This is a genomic window from Marinobacter sp. LM1, from assembly GCF_042763285.1.
Taxonomy (GTDB): Bacteria; Pseudomonadota; Gammaproteobacteria; order Pseudomonadales; family Oleiphilaceae; genus Marinobacter; species Marinobacter nauticus.
In genome coordinates this window covers 1,380,218-1,397,263 of record NZ_CP114373.1, presented here as the reverse complement: position 1 = coordinate 1,397,263, position 17,046 = coordinate 1,380,218, and the positions used below count along the sequence as shown (strand labels likewise).

Below are 17,046 nucleotides of genomic sequence, written 5' to 3'. Positions count from 1 at the left end.
CAGTAGTGGGTCATTTTAATTGGCCATTAACAGTACTCAAGGTCTGGCCTCAAAAGCTCTTCCTCCAGATCCATAGGGACGTGGGCAAGGAGGCCGCTATATGCATTGAAGAAAGATTGCAGGTCACTTTGAGCGCCAAAGTCATAACGCGAAAATTGCAGATAATCCGTTACACGGTTCATCTGACCACTCCAATCCATCATGAAGCACAGCTCGTAGGTTCCAATCCCCACGATTGCACAGTCTGTTCTTGAGGAGATGGACTTGAGTACATCGTAGTACTGCTCAACCTTCCCACCTCCATGTTTGAAAAGATGTTGCAACTCATCAAGGATCACAACCCGTGTCTTTCGTTCTTTGAGAGCTTGCTCCATTTCGGTTCTCAATCGACTAACTGTGATATGGCCACCCGTCATTACCCGACTCTTCTGATAATCAGTCGTCGTCCTTATGTTGCATTTATGATCCACAAGCGGTTCGTTGAGTGCGACGAGAATCTGCCTGTATAGCTCCTTCCAATCAAAACCACTTTGGGAGTCCATTCTTAGTTCCTGCGTATTCCGGCCCATCGTGACCACCCATTCCGTTTGAACGTGACCGCCTGTTCCGGGCGATCGTGACCACTGATTCCGTTTTATCGTGACCGATTTCGGGTGCTTTTCCGGAATCGCCGGTCACGATGCCGGAATCACCGGTCACGTTCCTCCGGAATCACTGCCAACACGCTGGAATTCTTCAACTTTATCCGGCATACCTGTTTCTTTTTCATCACGAGGAAGGGCGGATGCCGGCAGCGAGGATTTCCATGCGACAGATCATCGAGGTCTTGCGCCTCAAGTACGAAGCGGGCCTAAGCCATGAGCGCATTGCCCGTGCCTGCGGGCTCTCCAAGGGCGTGGTCGGCAAGTATGTCAGCCTGGCCACTGCGCAGGGCATCACCTGGCCGTTGCCGGAAGGCACGGATGAAGTACGGTTAGAGGCCCTGCTGTTCCCGGCCAAGACACCCCCATCTCGATTTGCTGAACCCGACTACTTCCAGGTCCATCAGGAGCTGAAGACCAAGGGCGTCACCCTGCAACTGCTCTGGGCCGAATATGTGGAGCGCCACGGCGACAAGGCCCGCCGGTACAGCCAGTTCTGCCATCACTACCGGCTCTGGCGCGGCCGGCAGAGGCGCAGCATGCGCCAGGTCCACCGGGCCGGTGAGAAGATCTTTATCGACTACTGCGGTCCCACCGTGCCAGTGGTGGACCGCAGCACCGGTGAGATGCGCAAGGCCCAGGTCTTTGTGGCCGTGCTGGGCGCGTCCAGCTACACCTTCGCCGAGGCCACCTGGAGCCAGAGCCTGCCGGACTGGATCGCCTCCCACCAGCGGATGCTGGCGTTCTACGGCGGGGTAGCTGAGCTGTTGGTGCCCGACAATCTCAAGGCAGCGGTTACCAAGGCAGACCGATACACGCCTCAGATCAACGAGACCTACGCCGAACTGGCCGCCCACTACCAGACCGCCGTATTGCCAGCACGCCCTTACAAACCCAAGGATAAAGCGAAGGCCGAAGCCGCCGTGTTGCTGGTCGAGCGCTGGATACTGGCCCGGTTACGGCACCGGATGTTCTTCTCCCTGGCCGAACTGAATACGGCCATTGCGGATCTGTTACCGGCCCTGAATCAGCGCCCGTTCCAGGGACGCTCCGAGAGCCGCCAGAGCCTGTTCGAGGCACTGGATCGTCCAGCACTGAGGCCTCTGCCTGCAACACCTTACGTCTATGCCGAGTGGCGCAAGGCGCGACCCGGCATCGACTACCACATCGAGATCGACAAACGCCTGTACAGCGTGCCTCACGCCCTAGTGGGGGTGAAGCTAGATGTTCGGGTTACCGATACGTCCGTTGAGGTCATGCACAAAGGCCAGCGGGTGGCCCTGCACCCTCGGCATGGCAAGGGCCGCTTCGTCACCCTGACCGAGCACATGCCTAAGTCCCATCAGGCCCATCAGAACTGGTCGCCCGGGCGGTTCCTGAACTGGGCCACTGACATCGGTCCCGCCACGCTCGACGTGGTACAGCGACAGCTCAAGGATCGTCCGCATCCCGAGCATGGCTACCGGGCCTGCCTGGGGCTGTTGAACCTGAGTCGACGCTACAGCCGTGACCGCTTGGAGCAGGCCTGTAGCCGAGCACTGGCCATCAACTCGGCAAGCTACCAGAGCATCAGCTCGATCCTGAAGCAGGGTCTGGATCAGCTGCCTCTGCCACTGAACGAGGAAGAACCGGAACTGGCCGATCTGCCCGTTCACACCAACGTTCGCGGGTCCCGCTACTACCACTGATACCGGAGAAACTGATGTTGACTCAAAACACCCTCGACACCCTGCGCCAGCTCAAGTTGACAGGCATGTGCGATGCCTTGGAACAACAACGGGCACAGCCCGACACCCACGACCTGGCGTTCGAGGAACGCCTGGCCTTACTGATCGACCGGGAGGTGCTGCACCGGGAAAACCGCCGATTAGAGCGGCTGCTGAAGGCAGCCCGGTTGCGAGTGCCTGCCTGCGTGGAAGACATCGATTACCGCCATCCACGGGGGCTGGAACGCTCCCGCATGGCGGGCCTGGCCAGCTGTGACTGGATCCGCCAATCCCTGAACCTGTGCATCACCGGCCCGACCGGTTGTGGCAAGACCTGGCTGGCGTGCGCCCTGGGCAACCAGGCCTGCCGGCAGGGGCTCTCGGTTCGCTACTTGCGAGTGCCGCGCCTGTTCGATCAGGTGCGCATCGCCCACGGCGATGGCAGCTACGCGCGGCTGATGAACCAGTTGCTGAAGACCGACCTGCTGATCCTGGACGACTGGGGCATGCAGAAGGTAACCGCGCAACAACGACAGGATCTGATGGAAGTGATTGAAGACCGGCACGGGCGAGGCTCAACGCTCATCGCCAGCCAGTTACCAACCGAACACTGGCACGACTACATCGGCTCCGCCACGCTCGCCGACGCCATTCTGGACAGGCTCCTGCACGGCGCTCACCGACTCAATCTGAAGGGGGAATCACTGCGAAAAGCGAAAGCACAAAACACGGAATCGGTTGACCCATCGTGACCGCTCAGAGTACAAAACTAGCTCCAGCGTGATGGCCGTGTGCGAATCGGTCACGATCCCCGGAATGACCGGTCACGTTCGCCGGAATACGCAGTTCCACGCAGACACAGGGAATACAGGCAGGATCTTCATGCCAGTTTGGAACAAGATCTTGATAGACATAGTCGGTAACTCTCTTGGCTAGGGTTGTCTTGCCTACCCCGGTAGGCCCAGCTACAACGACCATGTGTTTACCCGTTCGCTCTTTGAGGGCAGTGACGGTCTCTTGAAACACTCCGTTCAACCTGTCGTGCCGAAGGACAAAACCTGTTGCGAAGTACGCGCTTCGCACCTCTGCACTCGCTTCGAACACAGCGGCCGGAACCTTCGATTGAGGGTGTCGCATTTAAAAATCCTCAGGGATGGGGGCTGAAAAATCGACCTCAAACTTCGGCCGCGCCTCGCATGATGCTTGGTGTAGGGAGTCACCACAGGGTGTTACTGGAATAGATTCTTTTGCTGGTTGCGGAATGTCGATGACCGTCTTTTTCTGCTCTTGATCCTTCGCGAACTGCCCGGACTCAAGCCTTTTTTCAGTTTCATGGATGTCATTGAACCAGCTAGCAATTCGGTGCATCGTTACATTTCTTGAAGCGTTCACACTAGCTGATGTCTTGCGGCGCTCCTCAAGAAGACAATGAAGTTCTCGCTCTGTTCTTCCGTGAAATGTCTCGTAATGACTGATCGCCTGACATTTGAGCCAGCTGCCTTTCACAAAGGCATACACATAGCCAATATCAAAAGGGTCATAGCGAACTGGTACTTTCTCCTTGCGGCTACCGAAAGACCTGAATGCAGGGTGCCAATAATCCAGGAAGTTCACACGGATACCCCGACAAGGATCGGCGACCACCTCTCCCCGACGAGGCGGTGGACATGTCAGAATCGTGAAATCGCTGTTGTACTCCACTTTTCGAATTGTTCGTGCACCATCTCTCGCGAGGCTCCTCTCAAACTGGTACTCCGGAGAACATCCAAGTGCGGGATGGTCGGAGGTCGAATAAAGTTCAAAAAACGAATCAAGCGCCGCGTGGAGAGACTCCAGGGTCCAAATAGCATTTCTTTTCGGGTTCATATCCCTCGACATCTGACGAACGTTTTTCGTGGGCTGGGTATTCCCCTGCAACCTATCGATCAGTTGGCTGGTGACAGAACCGAAGTAACGTTCGATCAACGCTCCTTGTCTGGGGTTACCTTGCCGCTTCTGGATTGACGATCCTTTTGAGGCAACCAGAGTTTCGAAGTAAATGCCCTGGAACTCTTTTCCGCCATCAACCACAAACGAAGCAGGAAAGTAACCGGTGGCCTTGACCATTTGCCGGATACCAATCATCAGACTCCGGTAACTAGGCGGATCGTAGAGGATCGCGAAACCGACAGGCTTTCTGCTGAATCCATCCAGAAAAAGCGTTAGCCAAGGGCGACCAAGACCTGTGCCATTTTTCGAGGACACCAGCTCGATATCGAGTTGAGTATGGTCAGTGTGCACAACGTCCATAGCGAACTGACCACTCAGATCCCAAGGCATTTTCCGGCCTTTGTTTGAGCCGCTTTCATGCTGATAGGCCGCTTTGTCACCTGATCGGGCTCTGACCTTTTTTGCCGTATCGATGCTTTTTGCAAATGAAGAAAATGTCTTGAAAGAAACTGTCGGAATTCCACTCTTTTCGCAGGCGTGAAGAAACAACCCGTACGCATGTGAGAGCGGTGGTGATTTCTTATTGAGGTAGTGCTCTTCAAGAGTCAGTTCGATGAGAGATCTGGTCGCGGGATCTAGCCTGGACTCCCTATTACCCCTTGAGGAAATCTTTGGAATCAATCCCACAAAGCCTTCACCAAGCTCGTGTTCAGATAGGTTAAATTGGCGGAGCCAGTTTCTGATTGTGCGCTCGGAAATACTATGGCTCTTTGCAACCTCTCCAATCGGTTTACCGCCCTTGATCTCATCAAGGATCTTTAGACGGTGATTGGCCTGTTCCAGTTCTCGCGGCCCAGCTTTCTGAAGCAGATTGAATACCGCCCCCTGATCCTCTACGTAAAGGAATGCAGTGCCACTTGCTAGCTGATCATCCAGAAGCTTTTTCGGGACGCTTTTTATTCCACAAGCCTCATCCTCGAGGAGATAAAATTGAGGCTTGATCGACGAAATACGGTAAACATTGCCGCAAAAATTTACCCGACCACCGAGCCGCGGCTCTGTGTGCCGGGAGACGCTTTTCACATCCTCCAGTAAAAGAGAATCTGTCTGAGTTCTGAATATTCGGCAGTATCTTGGTTGACGAAGAAGGTCCTTTTCCAGATCGACAAAGACATCCTGGTTGAGAATCCAATGGAAGATGTCGTCAGGATTGACGCTGCCAGCCTCGAGAACGTCAGAAAGAAAAACCCATCGACAATCACCGAAAATCTTACTTTCGTTACTCTCAAAATACTTTTCTGGCTCGGTATACAGAAAATCTTTGAGATACTGAAAGTTCTCAGTAAGGCGGTAACTGATGTCTTGACTGGTCATCACCCGAAACCCCAATCCAAATCGAGCAGCGTAATCTTCAGCGGGAGGACTTATGTATCGACCGGACTTCTCGTCAAAAACAAAACGTCCAGGCATCTCCTCCGCGAGCTGAACTACTCTTTCGAGTGGCTTCCACTCTTCCCACCCGATGAAATCGTCACTGATCACAAAGAAGTCGGCAATGCTCTTCGCCTTTACCTTTCTTCCATTTTTACTTCGATATTCCAGAAAGAGGGGTTCAGAGGGCTGGTCGTAAAATTCGTAAACTTCGCTGTCAAATTCATGCTTATAAATGGCGGGCAGTTCAATCGAGAGGCTTTCTGCTTGAATCGTCTGCCTCATCTTTCGGCTGGCAAACGTGAACGCAGATGACCCAAGCCGAGAAGAGCTTCTGACTCTTCTCGCAGGTGGCGAAGACCGCACGGCAAGCGCAATTTCTATCCCCTTCCCAGAGACACCTCTCTGAGTACATCTTTCGACAACTTCTTCTTCGGAGAGCATTTGACCACTCCTGCTTTATCGTCGATTATGTAACTTATAAGGCACTTTTTGAATTTAGACGACGGATCTCGCATGTCAAATAAGCAAGAGCAATTTCTGATCGATTTCGGAAAAAGAGTGCGTGAACTGCGAAAGGAGAAGGGGCTCACTCAGGAAAATGTTGCAAGACTGTGCGGCTTCCAGCGTCCCTATTTAAGCGACGTGGAAAGAGGGAGGCGCAACATCTCCGCCAAGAATATGAGCAGATTGGCAGCAACCCTGGGCGCAGAGCTTCAACTTGATCTGGTGGATTAAAGAATGGACTGACCGAAACGCGGCAGAAGCTTCGAAGAAGGGGTTCTACCCTGTTACTGCGGATATTCCTAAAAAGAGGCGCACTGTGCCAAAGAGGGGTACCAATATAGAGTTGGCACCTGCATACGATGTGGCACTCATGATCCTAGGTCCCGAAGGTATCGCTCGGCGATATGGTGGCCTAATCTTCTTCTCAACAAAAATCGGAATCCCGACTACCGTGCGATATTGATAGATCATGCGTCTGATCCTGAGGCGGCAGCTTCTTACATGATCCAGGCCCTGAAAAACCTGACAAACCTGAAAGAAAGTTTAATAAGGCACGGAGCACCGGCCGAAATGCTGAATCATCGAGCAATACGTATGCACGAGCCGGAAATCGTATTGGAGGAGCTTGCACATTGGATAGGCGGCTAAATTCAGAGTTTTTTCTCGATCGGCCTTTGATGAAATAGTGTGACTGTCACCTCCATTGGACAGAAAAGTGTCGAGGACCGACTCTTCGCCTCCTCGACAGTACCTTACTCGAACCGGTTCATCGATTAGAAAGTCCCGGTCGCCCATCAAAAGTGCAGCCCCTAAACTGGCTAGACTGATAATTCAACTAATACATCGAAAGGGTAAGATCCGATAAGACGTTGAACGGCTGTGCTAAATTCATTGAGGCAGGCCTTCCTCCCTATTGATCAGAGCGGAGCAGCGTGACTCTGCGAGTTTTATCAAGAAGCCCATTGTCAAGACGCGATCTAAGTTTATGAAACATCCAAGCCCTGATCCATCGCTGAAATGGGCTCAAGTCGATTGGATCCTCCGGATACTCATACGTGTAGCCCGCTTCGTCAGCCACACGCTGAAGAACAGCCTTATGCTTTTCTGTGTATCTTGTATCGGCGAGTAAGAACGAATCCATTATGATTTTTTGGGGGCGTTCCCTTCCGAGTCGTTTAAGTTCGCCTATCAAATTCTTAGCTTCCTCGATCAAAAAATCGGATGTACTAGCCGCACGACCAAGCTCACTGGGGAGGGGACCCTTCGGCACAAAATGCAGGTGCCAAACTTGCCTACCGTGACTGATCTTTGCTCGGAGGCAATCGGACCCAGCCCGGAAGACCGCAAACCCATCTCCTCGAGCGTATCGAACAAGACTTGCCCCTACAAAGCTAAAAGCCACCCCTGAAATAAGCATCTGAAAAAGTGCTTTTTGAGATATAAATTGATGACCAAAAACAAAAAATGATCCAGAAACCCAATATGACAGAAGGTTGATGAGGAAGGTCGCAACCAGGGCAGTGAAACAGATAGCGAAGGTCGCTCCTCCCGCCAGAAAAAATCCAAGGTACTCAGCCAACCCGGAAAAGTATTTGGCAATAAATCCATCCGGGCTCAGTCCACCCGAAAAGTGCTTATCGGCCATCCAGACAGCGCTGGCCCAAATCACGAAAGCTACAGCTAAAAGAAGCGTCGCCCATGAATTCAGGTTGCTGACGGCAACGACATCGGTTACTGAGCTCAATGCACTTTGATCAACGGAATATTCAGGGAACGTCGTTTGCGATAAAGCAATGCTGGCGCCGACGATAACGCCTCCAAAACCCAGGATTTTGGGAAAGAGCGGCATGATTTTTCGAAACATAATTTCTCCATAAGGGTCTGTGGAGAGAAGGAATTTTCTCTCCCTTCTTCTCACTATAGAAACACCAAACCTTGAATGCATGGAGATTATGGATTAAGCACTTGCGATTGAATCGACCTATATAGAAAAAAGACCGAGAGTACGGGCTTTTTTGGATTTGCAAAATATTGTAAAACTTCAACACCAAACAAACTTAAGGTCCATAGTCTACTCTTTTAACGATTTCGAGGGACCATGTGACCCTGACTGACCCTACCCCAGAATTTAAGGGGAAGAAAATCGGGGCAGAAGGCGCAATTCGAATGTTCGCTTTTGTTTACTAGCGAACCTTCGGCAAGTCATCCCAACAGGTTGTATACGCCGGCGACAAATGCCCCCGCCGCATAGCGTAGGCCGCAGGCCCTGCCTCTCTGGCCATGTAGACCGTCGCCCTGGACTTCCGGTTGATGGTATCCATCACCGCCATCAGGCGTTCCGATCTGCCACTGTCTGGCGTCTGCTCCGGCGCGGCTTGGAAGAGATCCTCCTGAACTCCCAACTCATCCACCAGTTCCCCCAACATAACGCCGGCCTTAGCGTAATCAAACCCATCCCTGTACATCGGTCTAAGCAGGCTCAGGGCCTGCTGCACAATAATCCGGGTATCCTGGCTGGACTGAATAAGCTTCACGCTGGCACTGCGCGAATACTGCGGTGCTGTGGTTTTGAACGGGTTGGTTCGGATGAACACCATCAGCTCTCCCGCATACTGCTGGCCTCCACGCAGCTTCTCGGTCGCGCGGGTCGCAAAGTGCGCAACGGCTTCTTCCAGGTCGCTCAATTTTTGAAGGGGCTGACCAAATGAACGGGAGCACATGATTTGTTTCTTGGGCGGTGGCACTTCTTCCCACGGCACACAGGGAATGCCATTGAGCTCCCGGGCCGTGCGCTCCAATACCACAGAGAACTGTTTTCTGAGCGTCGCCAGATGGGTATCCGCTAACTGTAACGCCGTGACAATGCCCATGGCCTGAAGCCTGACACTGAGTTTTCGCCCGACACCCCAAACCTCCTCAACCGGTACGCGGGCCATCAGTCGCCGTTGCCGGGCGGGGTCTGTCAGGTCGACCACGCCTCCGGTCGCCGGGTATTTCTTGGCGGCATGGTTGGCCAGCTTGGCCAGGGTTCTCGTAGGAGCAATGCCCACACAGACCGGTAAGCCGACGTTCTGGTACACCGTGTTCTTCACCTCCCGGCCAAAGTCCTCGAAGGACACCACCCGGTCAATGCCGGTCAGGTCCAGAAAGGCTTCATCAATGGAGTAGAGCTCCACTTTGGGGGCCAAAGCTTCTAGGGTCGTCATTACCCGCCGGCTCATATCGCCATAGAGGGTGTAGTTGGAGGAGAACACCTGGATACCGTATCGGCGAATCTCCGCTTTGATGTGGTGAACCGGCACGCCCATCTTGATCCCCAGTGCCTTGGCTTCTTTGGAACGGGCGACGACGCAGCCGTCATTGTTGGACAACACCACAACCGGTGTATGACGCAGATCCGGGCGGAACAGCTTCTCGCAGGAGGCATAGAAGTTATTGCAGTCCACCAGGGCGAACACGGGCTTCCTCATCCGGCTTTAGCCTGTTCCCGGTACAACGCAGCCCCAAGCGCCGCAAAGTAACACTGAAAGGCGTCATTGATCCGCTGGCGATGATTGCCCTGCGGATACAGACCCGCCTTGGCTTCATCAGAGTGAACGGTTCCCTTTACCAGAAACCGGTTACGCGGCTGGCTGTCTTCAATGAAAGCTTCAAAGGCGCGGGCGCACAGTTCCTCCGGCTTGGCGTAATAAACCGTTTTTAAATGCTGATCGGCCACCTGGGAGGCCCGGAACAAAGTGCTGGGTGCAGTGCCGTCCTCCGTCAGCATGATAGCCTGAAAGCAGGCGCCTAGCCGTTCGTTCAATGGGTGGGATTTACTGTTTACGCTGTTCAGCCAGGCACTGGAGGCAAAACCGAACGGTCCGGCATTCCCGTAGGCCTTGCCACCCATGTAGTGATCAAAGGCGTGAAACCATTCATGCGCTAGGCTACCCGCACCGGCGTTCTTGGTCAGCGCCAGCTGCCGGGTGGCGGGGATGTAGTGCGCGGCCACGCCCAGCCGGCCGCCGATGCCATACTGCAGGCCCAGCGTGCTCCTCAGGGAGATCAATGGCTCCGGTCCTCGCAGGATCGTCATCAAATCACACAGCGCCTGATAAAACCGACCAGCTGCCCGGTCCCGCTCCTGGGGCGTCACCCAGCGTCCGACTTCGATGCTGCGAAAATCGAACCGTCGTCTTACCGTGACAAAGGAGACTGCCGATTCAGGTGTCATCCCTACCCTCCCCGCTTGAGTGACCGAATGACGTTGGTGACCACCCCAAACACTTCCATCACCATGTCGCCCTCGATGGTCAGTGGCTTGTAGGCCGGGTTCCGGGGCAGCAGCCGAACCGGCGGCGGTGTCAGGTGCAATTGTTTCACCGTCATCTCGCTTTCCAGGCTGGCGATGACGATATCTCCATGCCTGGCCCGCAGTGATCGGTCCACCACCAGAACATCGCCCGGGTAAATGCCCGCGTCGATCATGGACTCTCCCTGCACTCGCACAAAAAACGTGGCAGCCGGGTGCTGGATGCACAGCTCGTTCAGGTCAATGGTTTTCTCAACGTAGTCTTCTGCCGGCGATGGGAAGCCCGCCGAGACCCGTTCCAGAAACATCGGGATGTTCAGGCGTGAAACGGATTCGTAGTCTCCAAGCAGGATGCAGGACATGCTTTACACCGGATACTGGTTGAATATACAGTATTTTGGCGAGACAATATCAGCGGGTCAACCCATCAATGGGCACAATGCCCTATACTCGGAATAGTGCAGCTGCCAGGAAGGCAGGAGGAGTCTGTATGAAAAGCGTAATACTGATGTTTATTGGCGGCTTGCTGGGTGGCCTGATCGGGCCGGTGACGGCGCTGGTGGGTGTGGCAGCCGGCTATGTGATTGGTCGCGCCCTGACGCATCCGGTTGCCATGAAGCCCAGTGAAAAACCACCAGCTTGCCGTTAATTCGAGACCTCAGCACCTTTAATCCTTCACAACCGGATAACAGGCATCGCCCCACAGTGTCTCCGGGTGATCCATCATGATTGTCAGAATGACGGGAACCAGTTGGCTCATCAAAGCTACACAGTCACGAATCTGCTCCCGGTTTACCTTACTGCCCCAAGTAGCACCGCCATGTATCAACTGATTTCGCAGAGTGTAGATCCGGCTAAGCGCAATGCCCAGTACCGTCGCGGTATCCTCTGAGCCCAAGGCGGACTGAGCGGCGACTTTTGCACGGGCAAACTGGTCCTGCCACTCTTCCTCACTGAGCTTTCCGTTTTGATGGTCCCAGAAGGGCTGAAACACAAAACGATTGCTGAGAAGTACCCGAATACTCCGGGGGAATTCTGTCCAGGTCAGCCCATCCAGCTGTTTGTCTGCATCAAGAGAGACTAACTTCTCCAAAAAACCACGGAAGGCGGTTTTCTCTGTCGTCCGGTATTCTTCGTTGATCTCTGTGGCATAGGCCGCGTTGAACGCAATCCACAGAAAGATGAACCGGCTATCCGGGTCATCCAGTTGCTCTGCTCGCTGTAACCAACTCAGAGACCGATGAACTCGCAGACTAAGATTGGCGGGGTAGCCGTCTCGTTCATCGCGATGGCGTTGTTTGAGAGTGTCGTAATTCATGGTTCGGTCTATCCGTTCATCCAGTCCGGGCTTTCGGTTTCAATCCTTCACATGTTCCCGAATCAGCTTCAACGCTTCTTCCATGTGTTCAAACCGATGGCTGCCGCCTTCAAAGCTATGAACCGGAAAATAATCCCCAAGTGCCCCGACAGTGTCTTTCCACGGAAGCAATTCATCCCCCTGGTCCAACAGCACTATCCCGCTGCCATGGTGGGTGAAAGGGTAATAGCTAGAAACCACTTCATCTGTCAGTTGATAGGCTTGGCCCTGATGATCGACACCCTGCCCTATCCAATGTCTGAGAGTGTGGGCAGGATCCGTCACCGGATTGATGGCGACAAACGGAACACCGGATTCGGCTCCCAGAACACCCGCCAGCCATCCTCCCATCGAAGTCCCAACCAGAAGGTCCGGGTTCACTTGCATCAGCTTGTCCAGGCTATCTTCAATGACGTCTTCCGCGCCTTGGGTGTAGTCAATGTCGTGACCATAGACAGGGCCAAGCTTGGCGAGCGTTTTGAGCTTGTCGCTGGTGATATCGAAGCGGCTGGCAAAGCCATGGAGGTAGTAGGTTTTCAGCATATCCTTCACTCGGGACGCTCTATTTTTCCTGACCTTAGCACCGTTGGGGAGTAAATGCCTGCTTCATAGCCTAAGGGCTGTCCTCACGCACCGCCGGGACAAAGAAAAGGGGTGTGGCCGCAACGTGCTCACACCCCTCACTGTCGTTTTCATCCGCCTCATCCAAGAGCTTCGATTGATGGCCGCCAATACACATTGTTTCCAAGCCGCCCAAAACCTATTGGCTGGCGCTTTCGATAGGCCTTCCGCTGATTGTCAGCCATGGCACTCTGGGCATCGGCGTCCCGAACATAGCGGGCAAGAGTCATGGCAGGGCTGACACCGTAGCGTGCGCCGGGCGAGGCACAGGTCCAAATGTGCCTGAGTGCAAGCGCTGCATCAGGGTCTACCTTGTCGAGATACGCCAGGCCGTAGGCGCAGGCCTCCAAGGTCATGTCGGCGTGGTCGCACAACTTTGCAGTTGCTGTCGGCTTACCCCACGCATCATAAGTGTAGGTCTTGCCAATATCGTGCAACAAGCCAGCGACGAAGCCGAGCTCCTGGAGCTCTCGAGGCATATCGGGCTCATTGGCCTTGGTCATGACCAGTACGTTCTTCGCAACGTCCAGGGAATGAGCCAGCAGGCCGCCGGGGTCATTGTGATGGTAATTCCTGCTCGCCGGCGCTTTCAGGAAAACTTCCAACCTGTCACGGCGCTCCAATACTCGCTTGACGAATATCTGTAATGGGTCTGACTGCAAAGAGCGTACCGCAGCCACCAGCTGATCCAGTTCCTCCGGCTTCGGGCAGAACGTTCGTGGCAAAGTCTGAAGCGCCGGCAAGCCGGCAACATCGGCCTGCAACGGCCGGCGGATATCGGTCAGCAGAATCTCACTGTCCTCCGCACCGACACAGACCTGACCTTTGACCACAACTAGATCCATGTGTCCCAGATGCTCTGGAATCACAATAGAGCCGATCACCGCCAGTACCACGATGTCGCTGGCACAACTGCTCAAGCGAAGTTTCAGATACGGAATACCTTCATCATCAAAACAGGCCACACGCCCCGTCAGTCGGTAGGTGCCTTTGAACGTTTCTTGAGTCAACGGGCGCAAATCATTCAGTTTCATTACCTACCTCCTTATCGTTTTCGATGACCCGGCTCTGAATCAGGCGCTCAAAGGCGCTGCCATCCATGCGAGTCAGGTTCGGGATATAGCGGGAATACACTTTGAACAGCATTTCAGTGGATGAATGGCCGAGGGTTCTGGCCACCCATTCCGGGTTCTCACCGGAGGCAAGGAGCAGTGTCGCCGCCGTGTGCCGTGTCTGGTAGGGACGACGCTTCTTTAACTTGAGATGCTCCAGCAGCGGGTACCAGACACGCTTGGTCACATTGTTATGGTCCAGTGGCTCTCCCAGCCGGTTACAGAACACGAACTTGCTGAGCTTGCCAGTAGCCTCGTACTGGGCCTTCAGCGCATCGTACACCGGGCCAAACATGGGAATTTCCCGCTGAGAGCCATCCGTTTTGGTGTACTCGGTCTGGCCATGGATAAGGGTTTCTCGTACCAGGATTTCCCGCTTTTCGAAATCCACATGCTCCCACTTGAGGCCGTCAACTTCCCCTGTACGCATGCCGGTGTAGAAACGCACCAGGTAGTAGTTGCGGTAATCTTCCCTGACCGTTTCGAGGATCTTTTCTACCTCGTTCAGGGAGAAGGGCTCGATGTGTACCTTCTGCTGCTTGAGCGGTTTGATGTTCAGGTAGGGATTGGTGAAGTCAAACCGTTCAGCCGCCTCCGTCAGAATCATCCGCAGAATGGTCATGTGGCTGTTGATGGTTTTGGGCGCCATCAACCCACTCGGCCCCCTTCCCTTCCGCCGAGCCATCTTGTTACGTGCAGCCAAAATGTCTGGCTTGGAAATCTCGCCTACCCGTTTATTTTTGAAAGCTGGCTTCAGAGAGCTAGCCAGAATGGATTCCACATTACGCGTGTGGGAGTTCCGCCACTGGATTTTCGATTCGAGAAACCACTGGTCAGCGAAGTCTGTGAACAGAGGAGTATCTGATTCTGACTGACCAAGAACACCCTCACCATTTGTGGGAAGGACCCCAGCGTCCTCAAGCTTTTTGAGGTTTTTGCTTCCCGGAAAGAACTCGGCGTAGTCAAAATCCCCGACCAACATTTTGGCTTCCATTCGCTGGATCAATGTCTCCAGCTGTTTACGGTTGCGGGCGGTGTCACTCAATAGAGTCTGCTCCCTGCAGCGTATTCCTTGGTACCGGAAATCGATAAAGAGCTTTTTTGTATCGACTCGTGCTCGCACCTTAGCCATGACAAACACCTCCGCTCGCCATCGGGATGGCCAGATTGTTCTGAGCCATGCTGAGCATGTCCTCCTCGATGATCTCCCAGATGTAGAGGATTTTTCGGCCGCCAAATGGACGAATATAATGTTTACCCTCCAACAGGACGCTGTCTTTCAGACACTGACGGATGGTCCGGGGGTCATACTTGATACGCTCTGATAGCTCTTCAGTTGTCAGGTACGTGTTGTTCATGAGAACATCTCCTTTCGCCAATCAATGATCAGTTGATAACTTTTGTTATCACTTGATCACCAATATACGCCACATAGCGATAATTGCAAGTGGCGTTTGATCATTTGTTTTATCAAACGAGCAGAGAGATGATCCGTTTCCATTTAAAGGAGTTGATAGCAGATAAGGAATTTGCCGAGAAACGACGAATTACTATCGGTGAAATCGCTAGGGACACTGGCATCAACAGGATGACACTGTCGAAAATCATCAATCATCCCGGCCACAGCACAGTGACGGACAACATTGATAAGCTATGCACTTATTTCGACTGTTCGGTTGAGCAGTTAATCACGCACATCAAGGAAGTCTCGGACGAGTCTGAAGGATCGGAAGGCGAAAAGTGATTCTCTTTTTTTAGCGTGAGGGCGGAAGCTAATATCCCGTGCCCCAGAAGACTGACGGTCAACAACGAAGAGGAGCCAGAATATCCAAATCGGAAATTGGCACGCATAGGGCACGGTGAGGGCACGGAGAAAATTTCAGGATCAGAAAACAAAAAAGGCAGATCAGTAACTAACTGATCTGCCTTTCTTTTTTATGGTAGCGGGAGCTGGATTCGAACCAACGACCTTCGGGTTATGAGCCCGACGAGCTACCAGACTGCTCCATCCCGCATCAAACTTTTCATCAATCAGGTAGAGGCCCGATCAACGTGGCGCGAATACTATAGCTCTGGCCGCCAGCTGTCAAAGCGCATTTCGGTTATTACCTATCCCGCCCGGATCAGCGCTCCAGAATTGCCGTCACGCCCTGGCCGCCAGCGGCGCAGATTGAGATCAGGCCACGACCACTACCTTTCTGCTCCAGCAGCTTGGCCAGCGTGGCGACAATACGGCCTCCGGTCGCGGCAAACGGATGCCCCGTGGCCAGACTCGAACCCTTCACGTTCAGCTTGTCGCGATCAATGGTGCCCAATGGTTTTTCCAGCCCGAGGCGCTCCCTGCAGAATCCCGGATCTTCCCAGGCTTTCAGGGTAGATAAAACCTGTGCCGCAAATGCCTCGTGAATCTCATAGAAGTCGAAATCCTGAAGGGTCAGGCCGGCCCTTTCCAGCATCCGGGGTACGGCATAGGCTGGCGCCATCAGCAGGCCCTCTTTCTTGTCGACGAAATCCACAGCAGCCACTTCGGAGAAGGTCAGCCAGGCTTTGACATCCATGTTATGGGCCTTTGCCCACTCTTCGCTGGCCAACAGCACTGCCGACGCGCCATCGGTCAGCGCCGTGCTGTTGGCTGCAGTCATGGTGCCGTTTTCCCGATCAAAACAGGGCTTGAGGGTGGCCAGTTTTTCCAGCGTGGTGTCCGGACGCAGGATATTATCTTTATCGAGACCGGCCATGGGAGTCATCAGATCGTCGAAAAAGCCCTCCTCGTAGGCCTTTGCCAGCTTCTGATGACTCTCCCAGGCCAGGCGATCCTGATCTTCACGGGCGATACTCCATTCTTTGGCAGTCACCTGGCAGTGGTCCCCCATGGACATGCCTGTACGGGGCTCGCCGTTCTCCGGAATCTCCGGCACCAGATGGCTCGGCCGGAAACGGCCAAGAATTTTCAGGCGCTCCTTGGTGGTCTTGGCACGGTTGAGGTCCAGCAGGATTTCCCGGAGCCCTTCGCCCACCCCGATCGGCGCATCAGACGTGGTATCGGTGCCGCCGGCAATGCCGCACTCGATCTGTCCCAACGCGATTTTGTTCGCCACCAGAATCGCGGCTTCCAGCCCGGTTCCGCAAGCTTGCTGAATATCGTAGGCCGGAGTTTCAGGCGCCAGGCCACAGCTGAGAACCGATTCACGGGTAAGATTGAAGTCCCTGGAATGCTTGATCACGGCACCCGCGACCACTTCGCCCATTCTCATGCCGTCCAGGTTGAAGCGATCGACCAACCCCCGAAGCGCCGAGGTCAACAACTCCTGGTTGCTGATCTTGCTGTAGGCGGTATTTGAACGAGCGAACGGAATACGGTTGCCGCCAATCACGGCCACCCGTCGAATGCCTTGGCTGGCCGCCTTCGCGGTTGCAGTGGTTTTCTTTGCCTGTGCCATCGCTGTGT

Annotated in this window: 17 protein-coding genes and 1 tRNA gene; 5 read left to right on the top strand and 13 right to left on the bottom strand. The window is 54.1% G+C overall.

Translation table 11 applies throughout. The features are described from left to right. Positions 1-26: 26 nt before the first annotated feature. The gene (locus OZ656_RS06610; RefSeq protein WP_379945115.1) at positions 27-542 is read right to left on the bottom strand and encodes a TniB family NTP-binding protein; all 516 of its coding nucleotides are present in this window, start codon (positions 540-542) and stop codon (positions 27-29) included. A 263-nt stretch (positions 543-805) separates the two neighbouring features. Between OZ656_RS06610 and istA the strand changes: the two genes are divergently transcribed. Further along, positions 806-2,329, top strand: a complete 1,524-nt coding sequence (istA, locus tag OZ656_RS06605) for an IS21 family transposase (protein ID WP_375172572.1) — start codon at positions 806-808, stop codon at positions 2,327-2,329. Positions 2,330-2,343: 14 nt separating this feature from the next. Next, the gene (gene istB / locus OZ656_RS06600; RefSeq protein ID WP_375172571.1) at positions 2,344-3,099 is read left to right on the top strand and encodes an IS21-like element helper ATPase IstB; all 756 of its coding nucleotides are present in this window, start codon (positions 2,344-2,346) and stop codon (positions 3,097-3,099) included. Between the two features lie 385 nt (positions 3,100-3,484). On the opposite strand, the gene OZ656_RS06595 is transcribed toward istB, so the two are convergent. Continuing rightward, positions 3,485-6,151, bottom strand: coding sequence for a Mu transposase C-terminal domain-containing protein (locus tag OZ656_RS06595; RefSeq protein WP_379945114.1), 2,667 nt, complete (start codon positions 6,149-6,151; stop codon positions 3,485-3,487). Positions 6,152-6,223: 72 nt separating this feature from the next. On the opposite strand from OZ656_RS06595, the gene OZ656_RS06590 reads away from it, so the two are divergent. Next, on the top strand, positions 6,224-6,445 hold the full coding sequence (locus tag OZ656_RS06590; RefSeq protein WP_379945113.1) for a helix-turn-helix domain-containing protein: 222 nt from the start codon (positions 6,224-6,226) through the stop codon (positions 6,443-6,445). A 679-nt stretch (positions 6,446-7,124) separates the two neighbouring features. Here the strand turns inward: OZ656_RS06590 and OZ656_RS06585 are convergent. The 4 genes from OZ656_RS06585 to umuD form a co-directional block, all read right to left on the bottom strand. Further along, the gene (locus OZ656_RS06585) at positions 7,125-8,078 is read right to left on the bottom strand and encodes a hypothetical protein (RefSeq protein ID WP_379945112.1); all 954 of its coding nucleotides are present in this window, start codon (positions 8,076-8,078) and stop codon (positions 7,125-7,127) included. A 319-nt stretch (positions 8,079-8,397) separates the two neighbouring features. Then, positions 8,398-9,684 (bottom strand): translesion error-prone DNA polymerase V subunit UmuC, encoded by a 1,287-nt coding sequence (gene umuC / locus OZ656_RS06580; protein WP_278349946.1) that lies wholly within the window; start codon positions 9,682-9,684, stop codon positions 8,398-8,400. Beyond that, a complete protein-coding gene (locus tag OZ656_RS06575) occupies positions 9,681-10,430 on the bottom strand; it encodes a CLCA_X family protein (protein ID WP_278349945.1) in 750 nt (249 codons plus the stop codon). Before OZ656_RS06575 ends, umuC begins: the two co-directional genes overlap by 4 nt. A gap of 2 nt (positions 10,431-10,432) precedes the next feature. Next, complete coding sequence (umuD, locus tag OZ656_RS06570; RefSeq protein WP_278349944.1) at positions 10,433-10,870, bottom strand: translesion error-prone DNA polymerase V autoproteolytic subunit; 438 nt, start codon at positions 10,868-10,870, stop codon at positions 10,433-10,435. Between the two features lie 128 nt (positions 10,871-10,998). On the opposite strand from umuD, the gene OZ656_RS06565 reads away from it, so the two are divergent. After that, on the top strand, positions 10,999-11,157 hold the full coding sequence (locus OZ656_RS06565; RefSeq protein WP_278349943.1) for a hypothetical protein: 159 nt from the start codon (positions 10,999-11,001) through the stop codon (positions 11,155-11,157). An 18-nt stretch (positions 11,158-11,175) separates the two neighbouring features. On the opposite strand, the gene OZ656_RS06560 is transcribed toward OZ656_RS06565, so the two are convergent. The 5 genes from OZ656_RS06560 to OZ656_RS06540 all read right to left on the bottom strand — a co-directional run bounded on the left by OZ656_RS06560 (position 11,176) and on the right by OZ656_RS06540 (position 14,956). Next, positions 11,176-11,826 carry a HEPN domain-containing protein gene (locus OZ656_RS06560; protein WP_278349942.1) on the bottom strand — a complete coding sequence of 217 codons (651 nt, stop codon included), beginning with the start codon at positions 11,824-11,826 and terminating at the stop codon, positions 11,176-11,178. A gap of 39 nt (positions 11,827-11,865) precedes the next feature. Continuing rightward, positions 11,866-12,408 carry a YqiA/YcfP family alpha/beta fold hydrolase gene (locus tag OZ656_RS06555; RefSeq protein WP_278349951.1) on the bottom strand — a complete coding sequence of 181 codons (543 nt, stop codon included), beginning with the start codon at positions 12,406-12,408 and terminating at the stop codon, positions 11,866-11,868. Positions 12,409-12,566: 158 nt separating this feature from the next. Further along, positions 12,567-13,520: a TraI domain-containing protein gene (locus tag OZ656_RS06550; RefSeq protein ID WP_278349941.1), complete on the bottom strand. Its 954-nt coding sequence runs from the start codon at positions 13,518-13,520 to the stop codon at positions 12,567-12,569. Next, positions 13,507-14,730 (bottom strand): tyrosine-type recombinase/integrase, encoded by a 1,224-nt coding sequence (locus OZ656_RS06545; RefSeq protein ID WP_278349940.1) that lies wholly within the window; start codon positions 14,728-14,730, stop codon positions 13,507-13,509. The genes OZ656_RS06550 and OZ656_RS06545 overlap by 14 nt, the downstream gene beginning before the upstream one ends. Beyond that, positions 14,723-14,956, bottom strand: a complete 234-nt coding sequence (locus tag OZ656_RS06540; protein WP_008170356.1) for a hypothetical protein — start codon at positions 14,954-14,956, stop codon at positions 14,723-14,725. The genes OZ656_RS06545 and OZ656_RS06540 overlap by 8 nt, the downstream gene beginning before the upstream one ends. 128 nt (positions 14,957-15,084) lie before the next feature. Here OZ656_RS06540 and OZ656_RS06535 point away from each other — a divergent pair, with 128 nt between their 5' ends. Continuing rightward, positions 15,085-15,342 (top strand): helix-turn-helix transcriptional regulator, encoded by a 258-nt coding sequence (locus OZ656_RS06535; protein WP_094625374.1) that lies wholly within the window; start codon positions 15,085-15,087, stop codon positions 15,340-15,342. 194 nt (positions 15,343-15,536) lie between these two features. Here OZ656_RS06535 and OZ656_RS06530 read toward each other — a convergent pair. Continuing rightward, positions 15,537-15,613 (bottom strand) — tRNA-Met (locus OZ656_RS06530). A gap of 108 nt (positions 15,614-15,721) precedes the next feature. Then, positions 15,722-17,038, bottom strand: coding sequence for an acetyl-CoA C-acetyltransferase (locus tag OZ656_RS06525; RefSeq protein ID WP_278349939.1), 1,317 nt, complete (start codon positions 17,036-17,038; stop codon positions 15,722-15,724). Positions 17,039-17,046: the final 8 nt, after the last annotated feature.